The following is a 15,628-nucleotide window of genomic DNA, read 5'->3' on the forward strand; positions in this document are numbered from 1 at the left end:
ATGAGCGACGACGAGGCCGGCCGCGCCGGCAACCCGCTGCCGCCGGCGGTCATCGTGGTGATGGGCGTGGCGAGTTCGGGCAAGACCTCGCTCGGCGAGCGCCTGGCGGAACGGCTGGGCTGGCCCTTCCGCGACGCCGATTCCTTCCACCCGCCGGAGAATGTCGCCAAGATGTCGGCCGGCACGCCGCTGACCGATGTCGATCGCAAGCCCTGGCTCGCGGCCATCGCCGCCTGGATCGATGATCTGCGCGCCTCGGGCCGCAACGGCATCGTCACCTGCTCGGCCTTGAAGAAGGCCTATCGCGACGTGATCCTCGGCGATCGGCCGGACGTGGCTCTGGTCTATCTCAAGGGCTCGCGCGAGCTGATCGGCGCGCGGATGGCGGCGCGGCAGCACCATTTCATGCCGCCCTCGCTGCTCGACAGCCAGTTCGCGACGCTGGAGGAGCCCGGCCCGGAGGAGAACCCGCTGGTGGTGACCGTCGAGGCGACCCGCGAGGCGATCGTCGAGCAGGTGGTGTCCGAGCTGCGGCTCGGCTGATGCCGGACCGGCGCGGGGCGCATGTGCCCCGCTCCTTGAAACGATTGAAAAAAGCCGCATTCGGCGCGATGCTCCTGGCAAGGCGCACTTATGACGCCAGCCCAAGGTCACGATCATGCTCGATAAAGTCGCTCAGCCCCGCACGCTGAAGCTCAATGCCGCCGACAACGTTGCCGTCGCCGTGGACCCGATCGACATCGGCGTCACCGCTGCCGGGGTCCAGGCGCTCAAGCGGGTGCCGCGCGGCCACAAGATCGCGCTGGCGCCGATCGCGACCGGCGAGCCGATCCGCAAGTTCGGCCAGATCATCGGCTTCGCGACCGTCGACATCCCACCGGGCGAGTGGGTGCACGAGCACAATACCGGCTTCCAGTCCTTCGAGCGCGACTATGCCTATGCCGCCGAGGCGAAGCCCGAATTCGTGCTGCCGGTCGAGCAGCAGGCCACCTTCCAGGGCTTCCGCCGCAAGGATGGAAGGGCCGGCACGCGCAATTATGTCGGCATCCTGACCTCGGTGAACTGCTCGGCCTCGGCCGCCCGCTTCATGGCCGAGGAAGTCAAGCGTTCGGGCATCCTCGCCGACTATCCCAATGTCGATGGCGTGATCGCGCTGACCCACGGCACCGGCTGCGGCATCGACTACAATGGCGAGAGCTTCGAGGTCCTGAAGCGCACCACCTGGGGCTATGCCTGCAATCCCAACATGGCGGCGGTGCTGGTCGTCGGCCTGGGCTGCGAGGGCTTCCAGATCAAGCGCATGAAGGAAGCCTATGGCGTGGAGGAGAGCGACATCTTCCGCACCATGACGATCCAGGAGACGGGCGGCACCCGGAAGTCGGTCGCGGCCGGCGTCGAGGCGCTGAAAACCATGCTGCCGATCGCCAACCGCGTCTCGCGCGAGACGGTGCCGGCCTCCGAGCTGACGCTGGCGCTGCAGTGCGGCGGCTCCGACGGCTATTCCGGCATCACCGCCAACCCGGCGCTGGGCGCCGCGGTCGACCTGCTGGTCGAGCATGGCGGCACGGCGATCCTGTCCGAGACGCCCGAGATCTATGGCGCCGAGCACCTGCTCACCCGCCGGGCCGCCACGCGCGAGGTCGGCGAGAAGCTCGTCGGCATCATCAAGTGGTGGGAGGACTATACCGAGCGCGCCCGGATGAGCATGAACAACAACCCCTCGCCGGGGAACAAGGCGGGCGGGCTAACCACCATCCTGGAGAAGTCGCTCGGCGCGGCCGCCAAGGGCGGCACCAAGACGCTCTCGGCGGTCTACCACTATGCCGAGCCGGTGCGCGAGAAGGGCTTCGTCTACATGGACACGCCCGGCTACGACCCCGTCGCGGCGACGGGCCAGGTGGCGGGCGGCGCCAATATCCTCGCCTTCACCACCGGCCGCGGCTCGGCCTATGGCTGCAAGCCGACGCCCTCGGTGAAGCTCGCCACCAACACGCCGATCTACGAGAAGATGATCGACGACATGGACATCAATTGCGGCGACGTGCTCGACGGCGTGACGCTGGAGCAGAAGGGCCGCGAGATCTTCGACAAGCTGCTGCTGGTCGCCTCGGGCGAGCGCTCCAAGTCGGAGCAGCTCGGCTATGGCGACGCCGAGTTCGTGCCCTGGCAGATCGGCGCGACGATGTGAGAAGCGCCTTCGGGCGCAACGCACACCGCTTCGTCATGGTCGGGCTTGTCCCGACCATGCGCGTCTTCGCTGATCGAAGACGGTGTTCGAGACATGGATGCTCGCCATAAGGGCGAGCATGACGGTTCAGGCAACGCTCACCAGCCTGAGCCGCGTTCCCCAGGGATCGATCGTCTCGAAGCCGCGGGACACCGTGGCCGGAGTCTGGCCGGCCTCTTCCATCCGCCGGCGCTGGGCGGCGAGCAGGGCGGGATCGGCCACCTCAAGCGAGAGCCAGTCGAGCCCGGTGCGGGCGGGATCGCGCGGGCCGGCGCCGGCGCTGTTCCAGCTGTTCAGCGCGAGATGGTGGTGATAGCGCCCCGATGACAGGAAGCTGGCGGACTCGCGCCGCGCGGTGGCATCGAGGCCGACCGCCTCGCGATAGAAGCCCTCTGCCTGCGCGACATCGCCGACCTTGAGATGGACATGGCCGATGCGCAGGCCGGCCGGCGCGTCGGCATAGTCGCTGCGGGTGGTGTCGGTCAGGGCGAGGATGCCGTCGACGTCGAGCTGGTGCGTGCCCATCACCACCTGGCCGTCCTGCCAGCGCCAGACGCCCGGGTCGCGGTCGGCATAGACCTCGATGCCGTTGCCCTCGGGATCGTCGAGATAGACCGCCTCGCTGACGCTGTGGTCGGCGAAGCCGGTCAGCGCCGTGCGGTTGCGCGCGACATGGACAAGCCAGCGCGCCAGATCCCGCCGCGATGGCATCAAAAAGGCGGTGTGGAACAGGCCGGCCTCGCTGCGCGGCGCCAATCCCGCCGCCGGCCGCGGTTCGAGCCAGAGCAGCGGCACGCCGCCGGCGCCGAGGATCACGCCGTCGGCGCTGATCGAGATCGGCGTAAGCCCGAGCACGGACTGGTAGAAGCCGCTCATCCGCGTGATGTCGCGCACGCGCAGGCCGACCGCGCCGCAGCGGATCGGCGTGGCCTGTGCGAAGCCGGGCTGCGCGCCGCCGGGGCCGGCCGCGCCGCTTTCCGCACGAGCCGCCCCGGCGAGCGCGGCGCCGCCGGCCAGGGTCAGCAGGGTTCGGCGGGTCAGGTCGATGATCATGGCGCTCCCGTCGCGGCGGCCTCGCTGCGTTCGCCCGGTTGCAAGAGCATTCCCGCCGCCGCGCCGCATCTCACAAGCCTGCGAGGGCCTCAGAGCTCGGAGGCGCGGCCCCAGCTCGGGACATGGGCGGCGAGCTTGTCGAGCAGGAGGCCGAGCTGTGCCTTCTCGCTTGCGTCGAGACAGGCGAGCATCGCGTTCTCTCGGGTCGCGAGCATCGGGATGTAGCGCTGGTAGAGGGTTTGGCCGGCGGAGGTCAGGAACAGGCGCTGGCGGCGGCTGTCGGCCGGGTCGGGCTCGCGGCGGATCAGGGCCTTCTTCTCCAGCAGAATCACAGCGCGGCTGACGCTGGCCTTCAGGTGGCCCGAGAACTCGCAGAACTCGCTCGCCGTCGCGCCGTCGCGCACCGTCAGGAAGATCAGGATGACGATCTCGGGCCGTGTCAGGCCGAACTCGGTTTCGATCGCCCGGAAGGAGGGCTCGCGATAGAAGTTCAGCACGTAGCCGAGCTTGTAGGCCGTCGGGATCGCCGTACCGTCCATGATGGCGAGCCGCGCCGCGGCCTCGGGATCCGGCGCTTCGGCCTGCGGTTGGATTGGTCTCACATTAGACTTTTTGGTTGCGTCCGACATGGCCGGACCCTAGCATCCCCGCCATCTGAAGGCACGGCGTCGGATCGTCGACGAACCGTGGCCGGGGAGGATGACGATGACCGCCGAGCCTGCGTCCCGACGCTGCTTCTATTCGGGTACGGCCGAGCATCCGGTCTATGTCGATCATCTCGCGGGCAGCGGGCAGGGAAGCCTGCCGATCGTGCTGGTACATGGCGGCGGCCATACCGGCGCCTGCTATCTCGCGACGCCCGATGGCCGCCCCGGCTGGGCGCCGCTCTTCGCGCAGGCCGGCCGTGACGTCTTCGTGCCTGATTGGCCGGGGCATGGCCGCTCGCCGATGCGGCCGGATTTCGCCAGGCTGTCGAGCGTCGAGATCGCGCGCAGCCTGCAAGTGCTGCTGGAGGAGATCGGCCCGGCCGTGCTCCTCGTGCATTCCGCCAGCGGCCCGATGGCCTGGTGGATCGCCGAGCGCAGCCCGCAGGCGGTGGCGGCGATCATCGGCGTCGCGCCCGGCGCGCCTGCCAACCTGCTGCAGGCGCTCCCCGACGATGCCGAGGCGGTGGCGCGGCTGAAGGACGACGAGAGCCTCGGCTGCCCGGTGCACGTCGAGGAGGATGCGCCGCTGTTCATGTCGCCGGAGTTCATGCGCAGCTACTGGGCCAACAGCCGGCGTTTCCCGCAGGGCGCCTTCGAGAGCTACCGGCGCTCGATCGTGCCAGAGAGCGCAAGGTTGATGAACGAGCGCTTCAACATCGGCGGCCGGGGGCTGCACATCGCCGGGCCGGAGGCACTGGCCGAGATCCCGATCCTGGTGGTGACCGGCGATTGCGACCCGCGCCATCCGCGCGCCGTGGACGAGGCGACCGCGCGCTATCTCGGGGCCGAATTCGTCTGGCTGCCGGATCGCGGCATCGCCGGCAACGGCCACATGACCATGTGCGAGGACAACAGCGCCGAGATCGCGGCGCTGATCGGCGACTGGCTTTCGTCCAGGGGCCTGTGACGACGAGAACGGCAGCGTCCGGGCCATGAAGGCGACGGGCTGCGCAAAGGGAGGAAGCCCGATGAGATCGCTTCTGGTCGGCGGCGCGCTGATGGCGCTGGCCGTCGCGCCGGCGTTGGCGCAGGTCAGCGACGACGTGGTGAAGATCGGTGTCCTGACGGACATGACCGGCGTGACAGCCGACATCACCGGCAAGGGCTCGGTGATCGCCGCCGAGCTCGCGGTGAAGGAGTTCGGCGGGACCGTGCTCGGCAAGAAGATCGAGATCGTCTTCGCCGATCACCAGCACAAGCCGGACCTCGGCACCTCGATCGCGCGCCAGTGGATGGACGTCGACAAGGTCGACGCGCTGGTCGACATCCCGAATTCGGCGATCGCGCTGGCCGTGCAGGGCATGGCGAAAGAGAAGAAGCGCATCGTGATGTTCTCGGGCGCCGGCACCACCGCGCTCACCAACGAGCAGTGCTCGCCCTATGGCTTCCACTGGACCTACGACACCTATGCCGTCTCGCGCGGCACGGCGTCGGCCGTGGTGAAGGCGGGCGGCACCTCCTGGTTCATGCTGGCCTCCGACTACGCCTTTGGCCACCAGCTCCAGAAGGACGCGACCGATGTGGTCGAGGCCAATGGCGGCAAGGTGCTCGGCGCGGTGCGCCATCCGCTCAACAATCCCGACTTCTCGTCCTTCCTGCTGCGGGCGCAGGCCTCGGGCGCCAAGGTGATCGGCATCGCCAATGCCGGCGGCGATACGATCAACACCATCAAGCAGGCCGGCGAATTCGGGCTGGTCGAGCAGGGCCAGAGCCTGGCGGCACTGATCTTCTTCCTGCAGGACGTGCACAGCCTCGGCCTCGCCGCCACGCAGGGCACCTACCTGACCACCGCCTCCTACTGGGATACCGACGACGCTGCGCGCGCCTGGTCGAAGCAGTTCCTCGAGCGGGCCGGCATGATGCCGTCCATGCTGCAGGCCGGCACCTATGGCGCCGTGCTGCACTATCTCAAGGCCGTCCGGGCCGCCGGCACCGACGATCCGGACAAGGTCGCCGCCGCCATGAAGGCGATGCCGATCGAGGATGCCTTCACCAAGCGCGCCAGCATCCGCGCCGATGGCCGCGTGCTGCGCGAGATGTATCTCGCGCGGGTCAAGAAGCCGGCCGATTCCAAGGGGCCGTGGGACTATTTCGAGATCGTCCGGACCATCCCGCCGGAGGACACCGTCTGGCCGCTCAGCGAGACGCGCTGCGCCGCCGCCAAGCCCTGACGGGGAGCCGTCCGCACGCCCGCGCCGTCGGCAAGCAGAGCGGGCGTGCCGGCTTGCAATACTACGCCGGGCGCCGGTCACTCCTCCGGCGCGACATAGGGCGAGAGATCGACATGGTGCAGCTTCGGCCTGCGCCGGTCGATCAGCACGCGGATCGGCTCGTCCTGCAAGAGCTCGCTCGGATCGACCCAGATCGGCTCGCTGACGAAATCCTGGAGCTTGCCGGTGGCGGGATGGATGGCCTGCGTCACCACGCGGTAGGGATTGCGGCCGTTCACCGACAGCCCCTCATCGAGATAGACCCGCTGGAAGCGCGTGGTGATGGCGTCGCCGCCGGCGATGAGCCGGCGCACGCGCCTCTGCTGCAGCATCGGCACGGCGACGAAGACGCCGCCCAGGAGGCTGAGGAGCAGCCCGAGCGGCGCCATGATGATCACGATGCCGAAGCGGGCGAAGCGCTCGTCGATCACCGCATCGCCGGGAGCGGCCGGATCGTAGAGCACCGCGACGCTCTGGCCCTTGCGATGGCGCGCCGGGCTCGACGAGACGCGGTCGACGAATTCGTGGCGGCTGCCGTCGCGCGCCTCGAAGGTGACGCGGGCGGAATAGCCGGTCGAGCTCTCGCTCATGCTGCCGCTGCCCGAGCGCGTATGCGTCTTCAGCACCAGGTCGATCACCGTGCCGCTCGCCCTCAGGGCCGTGTGCTCGAAGCGCCGCTGCGACTCGAAGAGGTAGAGGGCCGTACCGAGCAGGCAGAGGCCGACGAGCAGAAAGATCGAGCCGATGGTGCGAAAAAGCGACATGGTCCATCCGTGTCCCGGCGCAGGTGGCCGGGTTTGTGTCTGTGTGGGACGGGCGCGGCGAAGCCGCGTTGCAGCGTCCGATTCCGCGCCGATTCCCGTGTGTTCGCGCCGCCGCCGCGGCCCGGCCCGCCGGCGCGGCGGGCGGCGAAAGACCGCGTAAGCCTTGCAATCCCGCGCTGGCACGTGTATGGCGCGGCGCATTCCACATGGGAAGCATCACCTCGTTTCCGAGGCGTCCCGGTGACCCGCCAGAGCATGGTGGGCTCATTCGCTTCCCAGAGGCTCAACCGGAAGGACGACGATAACATGGCTCTGCCCGATTTCTCCATGCGCCAGCTGCTCGAGGCCGGCGCTCACTTCGGCCACCAGGCTCACCGCTGGAACCCGAAGATGTCGCCGTTCATCTACGGCACGCGCAACAACATCCACATCCTCGACCTCTCGCAGTCGGTGCCGATGCTCTCGCGCGCCCTGCAGGCGGTCAGCGACACGGTGGCCCGTGGCGGCCGCGTGCTGTTCGTCGGCACCAAGCGCCAGGCGCAGGACGCCATCGCCGACGCCGCCAAGCGCTCGGCCCAGTACTACGTCAACTCCCGCTGGCTCGGCGGCATGCTGACCAACTGGAAGACCATCTCGGCCTCGATCCAGCGCCTGCGCAAGGTCGACGAGCTGCTCTCGGGTTCGGGCGTCGGCCTGACCAAGAAGGAGCGCCTGATGCTGGCGCGCGAGCGCGACAAGCTCGAGCGCGCGCTCGGCGGCATCAAGGACATGGGCGGCGTGCCGGACATGATCTTCGTGATCGACACCAACAAGGAGCAGCTGGCGATCAAGGAGGCTCAGCGCCTCGGGATCCCGGTCGCCGCGATCGTCGATTCGAACTCGGATCCGGACGGCATCACCTTCCCGGTCCCGGCCAATGACGACGCCGGCCGCGCCATCCAGCTCTATTGCGACCTGATCGCTCGTTCGGCCATCGACGGCATCTCGCGCGCCTCGGGCGATTCCGGCATCGATCTCGGCGCCGCCGAGGCCCCGGTCGTCGAGACCGCGCTGGCCGAGCCGGTCGCCGCCGAAGGCCAGGTCTTCGAGCTGCTGACCGCGCCGCGCGGCGCCCCGGACGACTTCATGCGCCTGTCTGGCATGGGCCCCGAGACCGTGCAGAAGCTCAACGACGGCGGCATCTTCCACTTCTGGCAGCTCGCCGCCATGTCGCCGGCCGAGGTCACCAAGGTCGACCACGACCTGAAGCTTGCCGGCCGCCTGGAGCGCGAGGGCTGGGTCGCCCAGGCTCGCGAACTCAGCGACGCGTGATTGCCGCCCGCGATGCGGCGCGTCATCGGCGTGTCGCATCCGGGACATGATTTGAAGTCGAAGCAGCGCCGACGACCGGAAACGGAGCGTCGGCGTTCGCCCTTCGGCCTTTCCGTTTCGATGAAGCGGTCCGTCGCCCGGCGAGGGGTCGCGCTGAACAGCAAGGACACAAGACCATGGCAGCGATCACCGCAGCACTCGTGAAGGAACTGCGCGACAAGACCGGCGCGGGCATGATGGACTGCAAGTCGGCGCTCGCCGCGACCGACGGCAACCTCGAGGCCGCGATCGACTGGCTGCGCACCAAGGGCCTCGCCAAGGCCGCCAAGAAGGCCGGCCGCGTCGCCGCCGAGGGCCTCGTCGCCGTCGCGGTGCGTGACAACCGCGGTGTCGTGGTCGAGCTGAACTCCGAGACCGACTTCGTCGCCCGCAACCTCGAATTCCAGGCGCTGGCCCGCTCGATCTCCGACGTGGCCCTGGAGAAGGGCGGCGACGTGGCGGCCCTGTCGTCGCATCACTATCCGGGCGGCGGCACCGTCGGCGACGCCATCGCCAACGCCATCGCCACCATCGGCGAGAACATGACGCTGCGCCGCGTCGCCGAGGTCCAGGTCGCCCATGGCCATATCGGCTCCTATGTGCACGGCTCGGTCGCCGACGGCCTCGGCAAGATCGGCGTCGTGGTCGGCCTGGAGACCACCAGCAAGAGCGAGGAGCTCGCCGCGCTGGGTCGCCAGATCGCCATGCACGTCGCCGCGTCGAACCCGGTCGGCCTCGACATCGCCTCGGTCGATCCGGCCGTGCTGGAGCGCGAGAAGGCCATTCTCGCCGAGAAGAACGCCGGCAAGCCCGAGCACGTCCTCGCCAAGATCGTCGAGAGCGGCATGAAGAGCTACGCCAAGGAGTATACCCTGCTCGAGCAGGCCTACATCCATGACGGCTCCAAGTCGGTCGGCCAGGTGCTCAAGGAGGCCGAGGGCAAGCTCGGCGCCCCGGTGACGATCACTGGCTTCGCCCGCTTCGCGCTTGGCGAGGGCATCGAGAAGGAAGAGACCGACTTCGCGGCCGAGGTCGCCGCCGCCGGTGGCTCCGCCGGCTGACAGGCTGGTTGATAGTCGACAGAAAGGCCGCGCGACGCGCGGCCTTTTTTGTATGTAGAACGAGCCGGTCGAATCGCCGGCCGTCACGGCGTCATGGAAGGAGAGCCCCCGATGAGACCCCAACGTGTTCTCGTGAAGCTCTCCGGCGAAGCGCTCGCGGGCGCCTCCGGCTCCGGGCTGGACGGCGCGACGCTGACGGCGCTTGCCGCCGATATCGCCGCGGCGGCCCGTGAGGGCGTCGAGATCGGCATCGTGGTCGGCGGCGGCAACTTCTTCCGCGGCGTGCAGGGCCTGACCAAGGGCCTGGACCGGACCAGTGCCGATTCGATCGGCATGCTGGGTACGGTAATGAACGCGCTGGCGCTGGAGCACGCGATCGAGAGCGCCGGCGCCCCTGCGCGCGCCATGTCGGCGGTGCCGATGCCCTCGCTCTGCGAGAGCTACGCCCGCAAGCGTGCGCTCGACCATCTCACCAACGGCAAGGTGGTCATCCTGGGCGGCGGCACCGGCAATCCCTATTTCACCACCGACACCGGCGCGGCGCTGCGCGCGGCCGAGCTCGGCTGCAGCCATCTGCTCAAGGCGACTCAGGTGGATGGGGTCTATACCGCCGATCCGAAGAAGGACCCGAGCGCGGTCCGCTTCGACCAGCTCACCCATGTCGAGGCGATCACCCGCGACCTCAAGGTGATGGACACCGCCGCCTTCGCGCTGGCGCGCGACGCGGCGCTGACCATCGTGGTGTTCTCGATCGCCGAGCCGGGCATGCTCGCCGCTGTGCTGCGCGGCGAGGGCCGGGCGACCTATGTCACGCCCTGAGGCGGCTCAGCGATAGTTCGGCCACAGGCCGGGCGTCAGCAGCTCGAGCATATTGTCGTCGGGGTCGCGGAAATAGATGCTGGTGCCGCCCTGGTCCCAGTTCATCCGGCCCTCGATGGCGACGCTGGCGGCGCCGAGGCGGTCCTCCCAGTCCTTCAGTGCCTCGGCGGTGACCGCGAAGCCGATATGCTGCGGCCCGCTGCCGTCATGCGGCGGGATGGAGCCGCCGGGGGAGGCCTGCGTCTTCAGCGAGGCGCCGCGCTTGAACAGCAGCAGCACGCTGGCGCCGCCGACGTCATAGGCACGCAGCGTCGGCGTCTCCAGCATCGCACTCAGCCCCAGCACGGTCTCGTAGAAGGTGGCGGCGCGGGCGAGGTCGTCCACGTAGAGGGCGGTTTCGAGAATGCGGCCAAGTGTCGGCATGGGGGGCTCCAAGTCGAGGCTCCGGCTGGCAGCCGGGAGCGTGTCGTCGCAGTCCCTGCCTCTGCGGAGCGGTAGAAGCAACCGGGCAGAGCGCCGCGGGGGGCGTTCGTTTTCCCTAACGGAATGACGTGCCACAGTATGGCACGAGCATGAAATCCTTGACCCTGCGCCGGGTGCTCGCCATGGTCGCGCGCATTTCCAGCCCGGCACCGGCCGGGTTTCGACAAGGTTTTGATGACGATGGCCCAGACGACTTTCGACCTCGCCGATCTGAACCGCCGCATGGACGGCGCAGTCCAGTCGTTCAGGAACGACCTGGCGTCGCTGCGCACCGGCCGCGCCTCGGCGAACGTGCTCGACCCGATCCAGGTCGAGGCCTATGGCGCGCGCACGCCGCTCAACCAGCTCGCGACCGTCAGCGTCCCCGAGCCACGCCTGCTTTCGGTGCAGGTCTGGGACCGCAGCATGGTCAACGCCGTCGAGAAGGCGATCCGCGAATCCGATCTCGGCCTCAACCCGCAGACCGAGGGGCAGGTGCTGCGCATCCGCATCCCCGAGCTGAACGAGCAGCGCCGCAAGGAGATGGTCAAGGTCGCGCATAAATACGCGGAGGAGGCCAAGGTCGCCGTCCGCCATGTGCGCCGTGACGGCATCGACCTGATCAAGAAGCTCGAGAAGGACGGGCACATGCCCAAGGACGACGTCACCCGCACCTCCGAGCAGGTGCAGAAGGCGACCGACAAGCACGTCGCCGACATCGACCAGGCGCTGGCCTCGAAGGAGAAGGAAATCCTGCAGGTCTGAGCCCGCAGGCCCCGGTCCGCCGACCGGGGCGACGAGACGGGTGCCGGCCGTCACCGACCGCCGGCACCAGCACTCCCGATCGCCAGCCGCGCCCGCCGGGCGCGCGACGGCCGGGCCGATACGGTCAACCGGCAGGGCACCCGCCCAAAGAGGCACCGGAATGTCAGAGGGCGCGCGCCAGTCTTCGTCCGGTCCCGAAGCGGTTCCGGACCATGTCGCGATCATCATGGACGGCAATGGTCGCTGGGCGCAGATGCGCGGCCTGCCGCGGCAGGAGGGGCATCGCCGCGGGCTCGAGGCGCTGCGTCGCACGGTCCGCAACGCCGCCGATGCCGGCATCCGTTTCCTGACGCTCTATTCCTTCTCGACCGAGAACTGGCGCCGCCCGCAGACCGAGGTCTCCTTCCTGCTCGGGCTGCTGCGCCGCTTCGTCGAGAAGGACCTGATCGAGTTGCACCAGGCGGGCGTGCGCGTCCGCATCATCGGCAACCGTGCCGATCTCGCCGCCGACCTGCGCGCGCTGATCGAGCGCGCCGAGGCGATGACCCAGGGCAATCCCGGTCTCACCCTGGTGATCGCCTTCAATTACGGCTCGCGCGACGAGATGGTCAGGGCGGCGCGGGCACTGGCCGAGGAGGTCGCTGCCGGACGCCTGTCGCCGTCGGCGATCACCGAGGAGGCGCTGTCGGCCAGGCTCGATACGGCCGACCTCCCGGACCCCGACCTCGTGATCCGCACATCCGGCGAGACGCGCGTCTCCAACTTCCTGCTCTGGCAGGCCGCCTATGCGGAGTTCGTCTTCACCCCCGTGCTCTGGCCGGATTTCGACCGCGAGGCGCTGGACGAGGCGATCGCGCAATATCGCCGGCGCGAGCGGCGCTATGGCGGTATCGGCAGCGTGACCTCGCGGTCCGTGGGGGTCGCGTGAATGGCTCCGATCCGGGCGGCGTGAAGCCCGGCGCCTCCGAGCTGCGGCTGCGCGTCATCTCGGCGCTGGTTCTCGCGGCGGTCGTGCTGGCCGCGACGCTCTGGGGCGGCTGGCCCTTCCGCCTGCTCTGGATCCTGGTGGCGGGCCTCGTCGCCTATGAATGGCTGGCGATCGTCGGCAGCCGCCGGCCGGTCGCCGTCGCGGCCGGTGCCGGCGTGGTGCTGGCCGGCCTCCTGCTCGCCGCGCTGCCGGTCTCGGCCGCCGCGCTCGCCGGGGCGGGGGCGCTGGCCGCGCTCGCCGGGGCCGTGCTGACGCCGCGCCTGGAGAACCGGACGGGGCTGGAAGCCTGCGGCATCGCCTATGCGCTGGTCTTCGCGCTGGTCACGCCCGCGCTGCGCGAATTTCCGGGGATCGGCCTCGGTCTGGTGATCTGGACCTTCGCGGTCGTCTGGTTCACCGATATCGCCGCCTATTTCACCGGGCGCGCGCTGGGCGGGCCGAAGCTGATGCCGCGCGTCAGCCCGAAGAAGACCTGGTCCGGCGCGCTCGGCGGCACCGCGGCCGGCATGGCGGGCGGCGCGGCGGTCTGGGCGCTGTTCCCGGCGCCGGGCTGGTCGACCGCGGTGACCGTGCTGGCGGTCTCCTGTCTCGCCTCGGTGGCGAGCCAGGCCGGAGACCTGTTCGAATCCGCGATCAAGCGCCGCTTCGGCACCAAGGATTCCAGCCGGCTGATCCCCGGCCATGGCGGCTTCCTCGACCGTCTCGACGGCTACTGGGCGGTGCTGGTTCTGTGCGGGCTGCTGCTCTATCTCGCGCAGCTGGATCTCTGAGCGCATGCATCGCACCGTCACCCTCCTGGGAGCGACCGGCTCCATCGGTCGCTCGACCCGTGCGGTCATCGCCGAGAACCCGGAGAGGCTTTCGGTCGCCGCCGTGGTCGCCGGGCGCGACGTCGCCGGGCTGGCGCGGATCGCCCGCGAGACCGGCGCGCGCTTCGCGGCCCTGGCCGATGCGGGGCAGGGGGCCGCGCTGCGCGAGGCACTGGCCGGCAGCGGCATCGCCAGCGGCGCCGGCCGCGAGGCGGTGCTGGCGGCGGTGGCGCTGGAGAGCGACATCGTGGTCAGCGCGATCTCCGGAGCCGCCGGGCTGGAGGCGACCTTCGCGGCGCTGACGCCGGGCCGCATCGTGGCGCTCGCCAACAAGGAGAGCCTTGTCTGCGCCGGGGCGGCCGTGATGGCACGCGCGGCTGCGGTCGGCGCCCGCATCCTGCCGCTCGATTCCGAGCACAACGCCCTGCACCAGGCGCTCGGCCGCGAGCCGATCGCGGCGGTCGCGCGCATGACGCTGACCGCCTCGGGCGGGCCGTTCCGAACCTGGACGGCGGAGCAGATCGCTGCCGCCACGCCGGAGCAGGCGCTAACCCATCCCAATTACGCGATGGGCGCCAAGATCACCGTCGATTCCGCCGGGCTGATGAACAAGGGTCTCGAGCTGATCGAGGCGCGCTTCCTGTTCGGCCTGCCGGCGCAGCGGCTCGACGTGCTGGTCCATCCGCAGCAGATCGTCCACGGCCTCGTCACCTTCCGCGACGGCTCGGTCAGCGCCGGGCTTTCGGTGCCCGACATGCGCGTCGCCGCCGCCCATTGCCTCGGGGTCGACGTGCGGCTCGACGCGCCCTCCGACCGATTCCTCGATCTCGCCGGCGGCGCGCCGCTGGCGTTCGAGCGGCCGGACCTCGTGCGCTTCCCGGCGCTGCGCCTCGCCATGGCGGCGCTCGCGGCCGACGGGAGGGCTGCCGCGGTGCTGAACGCCGCCAACGAGGTCGCGGTCGAGGCCTTCCTGGCGCGGCGCATCCCGTTCCCGGCGATTGCGGCGCTGGTCGAGCAGGTCTGCACGTCGGCCGGCAGCGGGGCCGCGCCCGCCGACGTGGCCGAGGCGCTCGCGATCGATTCCGAGACGCGATATCGCAGCCGCGAACTCTTGTCGGACGGCCGCTTCGCTGCCACCTAGGGGCGGGGCGCGGGAGAGTACCATGGATATCATCGGGTCGGTCTGGCACGCGGGGGGCTCCCTGCTCGGCTATCTCGTGCCGTTCCTGTTCGTCCTGACCATCGTGGTCTTCGTGCACGAGCTCGGGCATTTCCTCGTCGGCCGCTGGTGCGGTGTCGACGTCACCACCTTCTCGATCGGCTTCGGCCGCGAACTGTTCGGCTTCACCGACCGGCACGGCACGCGCTGGCGCTTCGCGCTGATTCCGCTCGGCGGCTATGTGAAGTTCTCCGGCGATGCCGACGCGTCCAGCGCCACCGATCACGAGTCGATGGCCGGGATGACGCGCGAACAGCGCGAGCGCAGCTTCCCGGCGCAGTCGGTGGCCGAGCGCTCCGCCATCGTCGCCGCCGGCCCGATCGCGAATTTCCTGCTGGCGATCGCGATCTTCGCCGGCACGGCCTTCATCTTCGGCAAGCCGGTGCTGGCGCCGCGCGTCGACCAGGTCGTCGCGACCGGTGCCGCCGCCCGGGCCGGCCTGCAGGCGGGCGATCTCATCCTGCAGATCGACGGCCGCCCGGTAGCGAGCTTCGGCGACATGCAGCGCATCATCTCGGTGCGTCCGGAGGAGCCGCTCGCCGTCACCTTCGAGCGCGGCGGCGAGACCCGGCAGGTCACGGTGACGCCGGATCTCGTCGAGACCGCCACCGCGCTGGGCAAGCAGCGCCTCGGCATCATCGGCGTGCAGGCCTCGAGCCGGCCGCAGGACTGGTCGACCCAGCATTACGGCGTGGTCGGCTCGCTGAAGCTCGGCGTCTCGGAGACCTGGTTCGTGGTCGAGCGGACCTACGACTACATCGCCAAGCTGGTGCGGGGTAAGGAATCGACCGACCAGCTCTCGGGCCCGATCCGCATCGCGCAGGTATCCGGCGTCGTCGCCTCGAATGGCGGGCTGCTGGCGCTGATCAACCTCGCGGCGATTCTCTCGGTCTCGATTGGCCTGATGAACCTGCTGCCGGTGCCGATGCTCGATGGCGGGCATCTGATGTTCTACGCCGTCGAGGCCGTGCGCGGGAAACCGCTGAGCGAGCGGGCGCAGGAGCTGGGGTTCCGGATGGGACTCGGACTCGTGCTCATGCTGATGCTGTTCGTAACCTGGAACGACATCGTCCACGTCAGATCGCTGCTCTGAGGGCCCGGAAGCCCGTAGCCGGCGCCGGAGAATTGTGGCGATTTCTTGCCGCTAAACCGTTGTCCGAAGACGTTTTTCGTGGCCGGCGCGTGACCTAACAG

At 69.6% G+C, this 15,628-nt stretch carries 16 protein-coding genes; 12 read left to right on the plus strand and 4 right to left on the minus strand.

The window, feature by feature from the left end:
• Together ABE438_RS03265 and ABE438_RS03270 are read left to right on the plus strand one after the other, a co-directional pair.
• A complete protein-coding gene (locus ABE438_RS03265) occupies nt 1-543 on the plus strand; it encodes a gluconokinase (RefSeq protein WP_346501102.1) in 543 nt (180 codons plus the stop codon).
• 115 nt (nt 544-658) lie between these two features.
• Nucleotides 659-2,188: a UxaA family hydrolase gene (locus tag ABE438_RS03270; protein WP_346501103.1), complete on the plus strand. Its 1,530-nt coding sequence runs from the start codon at nt 659-661 to the stop codon at nt 2,186-2,188.
• Between the two features lie 126 nt (nt 2,189-2,314).
• Here the strand turns inward: ABE438_RS03270 and ABE438_RS03275 are convergent, their stop codons facing one another.
• Both ABE438_RS03275 and ABE438_RS03280 read right to left on the minus strand, forming a co-directional pair.
• On the minus strand, nt 2,315-3,280 hold the full coding sequence (locus tag ABE438_RS03275; protein WP_346501104.1) for a VOC family protein: 966 nt from the start codon (nt 3,278-3,280) through the stop codon (nt 2,315-2,317).
• Between the two features lie 89 nt (nt 3,281-3,369).
• Nucleotides 3,370-3,882: a MarR family winged helix-turn-helix transcriptional regulator gene (locus ABE438_RS03280; RefSeq protein WP_346501105.1), complete on the minus strand. Its 513-nt coding sequence runs from the start codon at nt 3,880-3,882 to the stop codon at nt 3,370-3,372.
• Between the two features lie 103 nt (nt 3,883-3,985).
• On the opposite strand from ABE438_RS03280, the gene ABE438_RS03285 reads away from it, so the two are divergent.
• Together ABE438_RS03285 and ABE438_RS03290 are read left to right on the plus strand one after the other, a co-directional pair.
• Entirely contained in the window at nt 3,986-4,894 is a 909-nt protein-coding gene (locus ABE438_RS03285; RefSeq protein ID WP_346501106.1) for an alpha/beta fold hydrolase, read from the plus strand.
• Nucleotides 4,895-4,955: 61 nt separating this feature from the next.
• Nucleotides 4,956-6,158 (plus strand): ABC transporter substrate-binding protein, encoded by a 1,203-nt coding sequence (locus ABE438_RS03290; RefSeq protein WP_346501107.1) that lies wholly within the window; start codon nt 4,956-4,958, stop codon nt 6,156-6,158.
• Nucleotides 6,159-6,235: 77 nt separating this feature from the next.
• On the opposite strand, the gene ABE438_RS03295 is transcribed toward ABE438_RS03290, so the two are convergent.
• On the minus strand, nt 6,236-6,961 hold the full coding sequence (locus ABE438_RS03295) for a DUF3592 domain-containing protein (protein ID WP_346501108.1): 726 nt from the start codon (nt 6,959-6,961) through the stop codon (nt 6,236-6,238).
• 306 nt (nt 6,962-7,267) lie between these two features.
• Here ABE438_RS03295 and ABE438_RS03300 point away from each other — a divergent pair, with 306 nt between their 5' ends.
• From ABE438_RS03300 to pyrH, 3 genes are all read left to right on the plus strand, one after another.
• Nucleotides 7,268-8,272 carry a 30S ribosomal protein S2 gene (locus tag ABE438_RS03300; protein WP_346501109.1) on the plus strand — a complete coding sequence of 335 codons (1,005 nt, stop codon included), beginning with the start codon at nt 7,268-7,270 and terminating at the stop codon, nt 8,270-8,272.
• A gap of 176 nt (nt 8,273-8,448) precedes the next feature.
• Nucleotides 8,449-9,372, plus strand: a complete 924-nt coding sequence (gene tsf / locus ABE438_RS03305; RefSeq protein ID WP_346501110.1) for a translation elongation factor Ts — start codon at nt 8,449-8,451, stop codon at nt 9,370-9,372.
• Nucleotides 9,373-9,483: 111 nt separating this feature from the next.
• Complete coding sequence (gene pyrH / locus ABE438_RS03310; RefSeq protein ID WP_346501111.1) at nt 9,484-10,191, plus strand: UMP kinase; 708 nt, start codon at nt 9,484-9,486, stop codon at nt 10,189-10,191.
• Nucleotides 10,192-10,197: 6 nt separating this feature from the next.
• On the opposite strand, the gene ABE438_RS03315 is transcribed toward pyrH, so the two are convergent.
• Entirely contained in the window at nt 10,198-10,614 is a 417-nt protein-coding gene (locus tag ABE438_RS03315) for a VOC family protein (protein ID WP_346501112.1), read from the minus strand.
• 240 nt (nt 10,615-10,854) lie between these two features.
• On the opposite strand from ABE438_RS03315, the gene frr reads away from it, so the two are divergent.
• From frr to rseP, 5 genes are all read left to right on the plus strand, one after another.
• Complete coding sequence (gene frr, locus ABE438_RS03320; RefSeq protein ID WP_346501113.1) at nt 10,855-11,418, plus strand: ribosome recycling factor; 564 nt, start codon at nt 10,855-10,857, stop codon at nt 11,416-11,418.
• Nucleotides 11,419-11,578: 160 nt separating this feature from the next.
• Nucleotides 11,579-12,346, plus strand: coding sequence for an isoprenyl transferase (locus ABE438_RS03325; protein WP_346501114.1), 768 nt, complete (start codon nt 11,579-11,581; stop codon nt 12,344-12,346).
• Nucleotides 12,343-13,176 carry a phosphatidate cytidylyltransferase gene (locus tag ABE438_RS03330; RefSeq protein WP_346501115.1) on the plus strand — a complete coding sequence of 278 codons (834 nt, stop codon included), beginning with the start codon at nt 12,343-12,345 and terminating at the stop codon, nt 13,174-13,176. Before ABE438_RS03325 ends, ABE438_RS03330 begins: the two co-directional genes overlap by 4 nt.
• Before the next feature lie 4 nt (nt 13,177-13,180).
• A complete protein-coding gene (dxr, locus tag ABE438_RS03335) occupies nt 13,181-14,356 on the plus strand; it encodes a 1-deoxy-D-xylulose-5-phosphate reductoisomerase (RefSeq protein WP_346501116.1) in 1,176 nt (391 codons plus the stop codon).
• A 22-nt stretch (nt 14,357-14,378) separates the two neighbouring features.
• On the plus strand, nt 14,379-15,527 hold the full coding sequence (rseP, locus tag ABE438_RS03340) for an RIP metalloprotease RseP (protein WP_346501117.1): 1,149 nt from the start codon (nt 14,379-14,381) through the stop codon (nt 15,525-15,527).
• Nucleotides 15,528-15,628: the final 101 nt, after the last annotated feature.

It is taken from the genome of Allobosea sp. TWI1241 (assembly GCF_039673065.1).
Classification (GTDB): domain Bacteria; phylum Pseudomonadota; class Alphaproteobacteria; order Rhizobiales; family Beijerinckiaceae; genus Allobosea.

Coding starts and splice junctions, on each gene's coding strand:
- ABE438_RS03265 (WP_346501102.1), top strand. CDS start 1: ATGAGCGACGACGAGGCCGGCCGCGCCGGCAACCCGCTGCCGCCGGCG.
- ABE438_RS03270 (WP_346501103.1), top strand. CDS start 659: ATGCTCGATAAAGTCGCTCAGCCCCGCACGCTGAAGCTCAATGCCGCC.
- ABE438_RS03275 (WP_346501104.1), bottom strand. CDS start 3,280: ATGATCATCGACCTGACCCGCCGAACCCTGCTGACCCTGGCCGGCGGC.
- ABE438_RS03285 (WP_346501106.1), top strand. CDS start 3,986: ATGACCGCCGAGCCTGCGTCCCGACGCTGCTTCTATTCGGGTACGGCC.
- ABE438_RS03290 (WP_346501107.1), top strand. CDS start 4,956: ATGAGATCGCTTCTGGTCGGCGGCGCGCTGATGGCGCTGGCCGTCGCG.
- ABE438_RS03295 (WP_346501108.1), bottom strand. CDS start 6,961: ATGTCGCTTTTTCGCACCATCGGCTCGATCTTTCTGCTCGTCGGCCTC.
- ABE438_RS03300 (WP_346501109.1), top strand. CDS start 7,268: ATGGCTCTGCCCGATTTCTCCATGCGCCAGCTGCTCGAGGCCGGCGCT.
- tsf (WP_346501110.1), top strand. CDS start 8,449: ATGGCAGCGATCACCGCAGCACTCGTGAAGGAACTGCGCGACAAGACC.
- pyrH (WP_346501111.1), top strand. CDS start 9,484: ATGAGACCCCAACGTGTTCTCGTGAAGCTCTCCGGCGAAGCGCTCGCG.
- ABE438_RS03315 (WP_346501112.1), bottom strand. CDS start 10,614: ATGCCGACACTTGGCCGCATTCTCGAAACCGCCCTCTACGTGGACGAC.
- frr (WP_346501113.1), top strand. CDS start 10,855: ATGGCCCAGACGACTTTCGACCTCGCCGATCTGAACCGCCGCATGGAC.
- ABE438_RS03325 (WP_346501114.1), top strand. CDS start 11,579: ATGTCAGAGGGCGCGCGCCAGTCTTCGTCCGGTCCCGAAGCGGTTCCG.
- dxr (WP_346501116.1), top strand. CDS start 13,181: ATGCATCGCACCGTCACCCTCCTGGGAGCGACCGGCTCCATCGGTCGC.
- rseP (WP_346501117.1), top strand. CDS start 14,379: ATGGATATCATCGGGTCGGTCTGGCACGCGGGGGGCTCCCTGCTCGGC.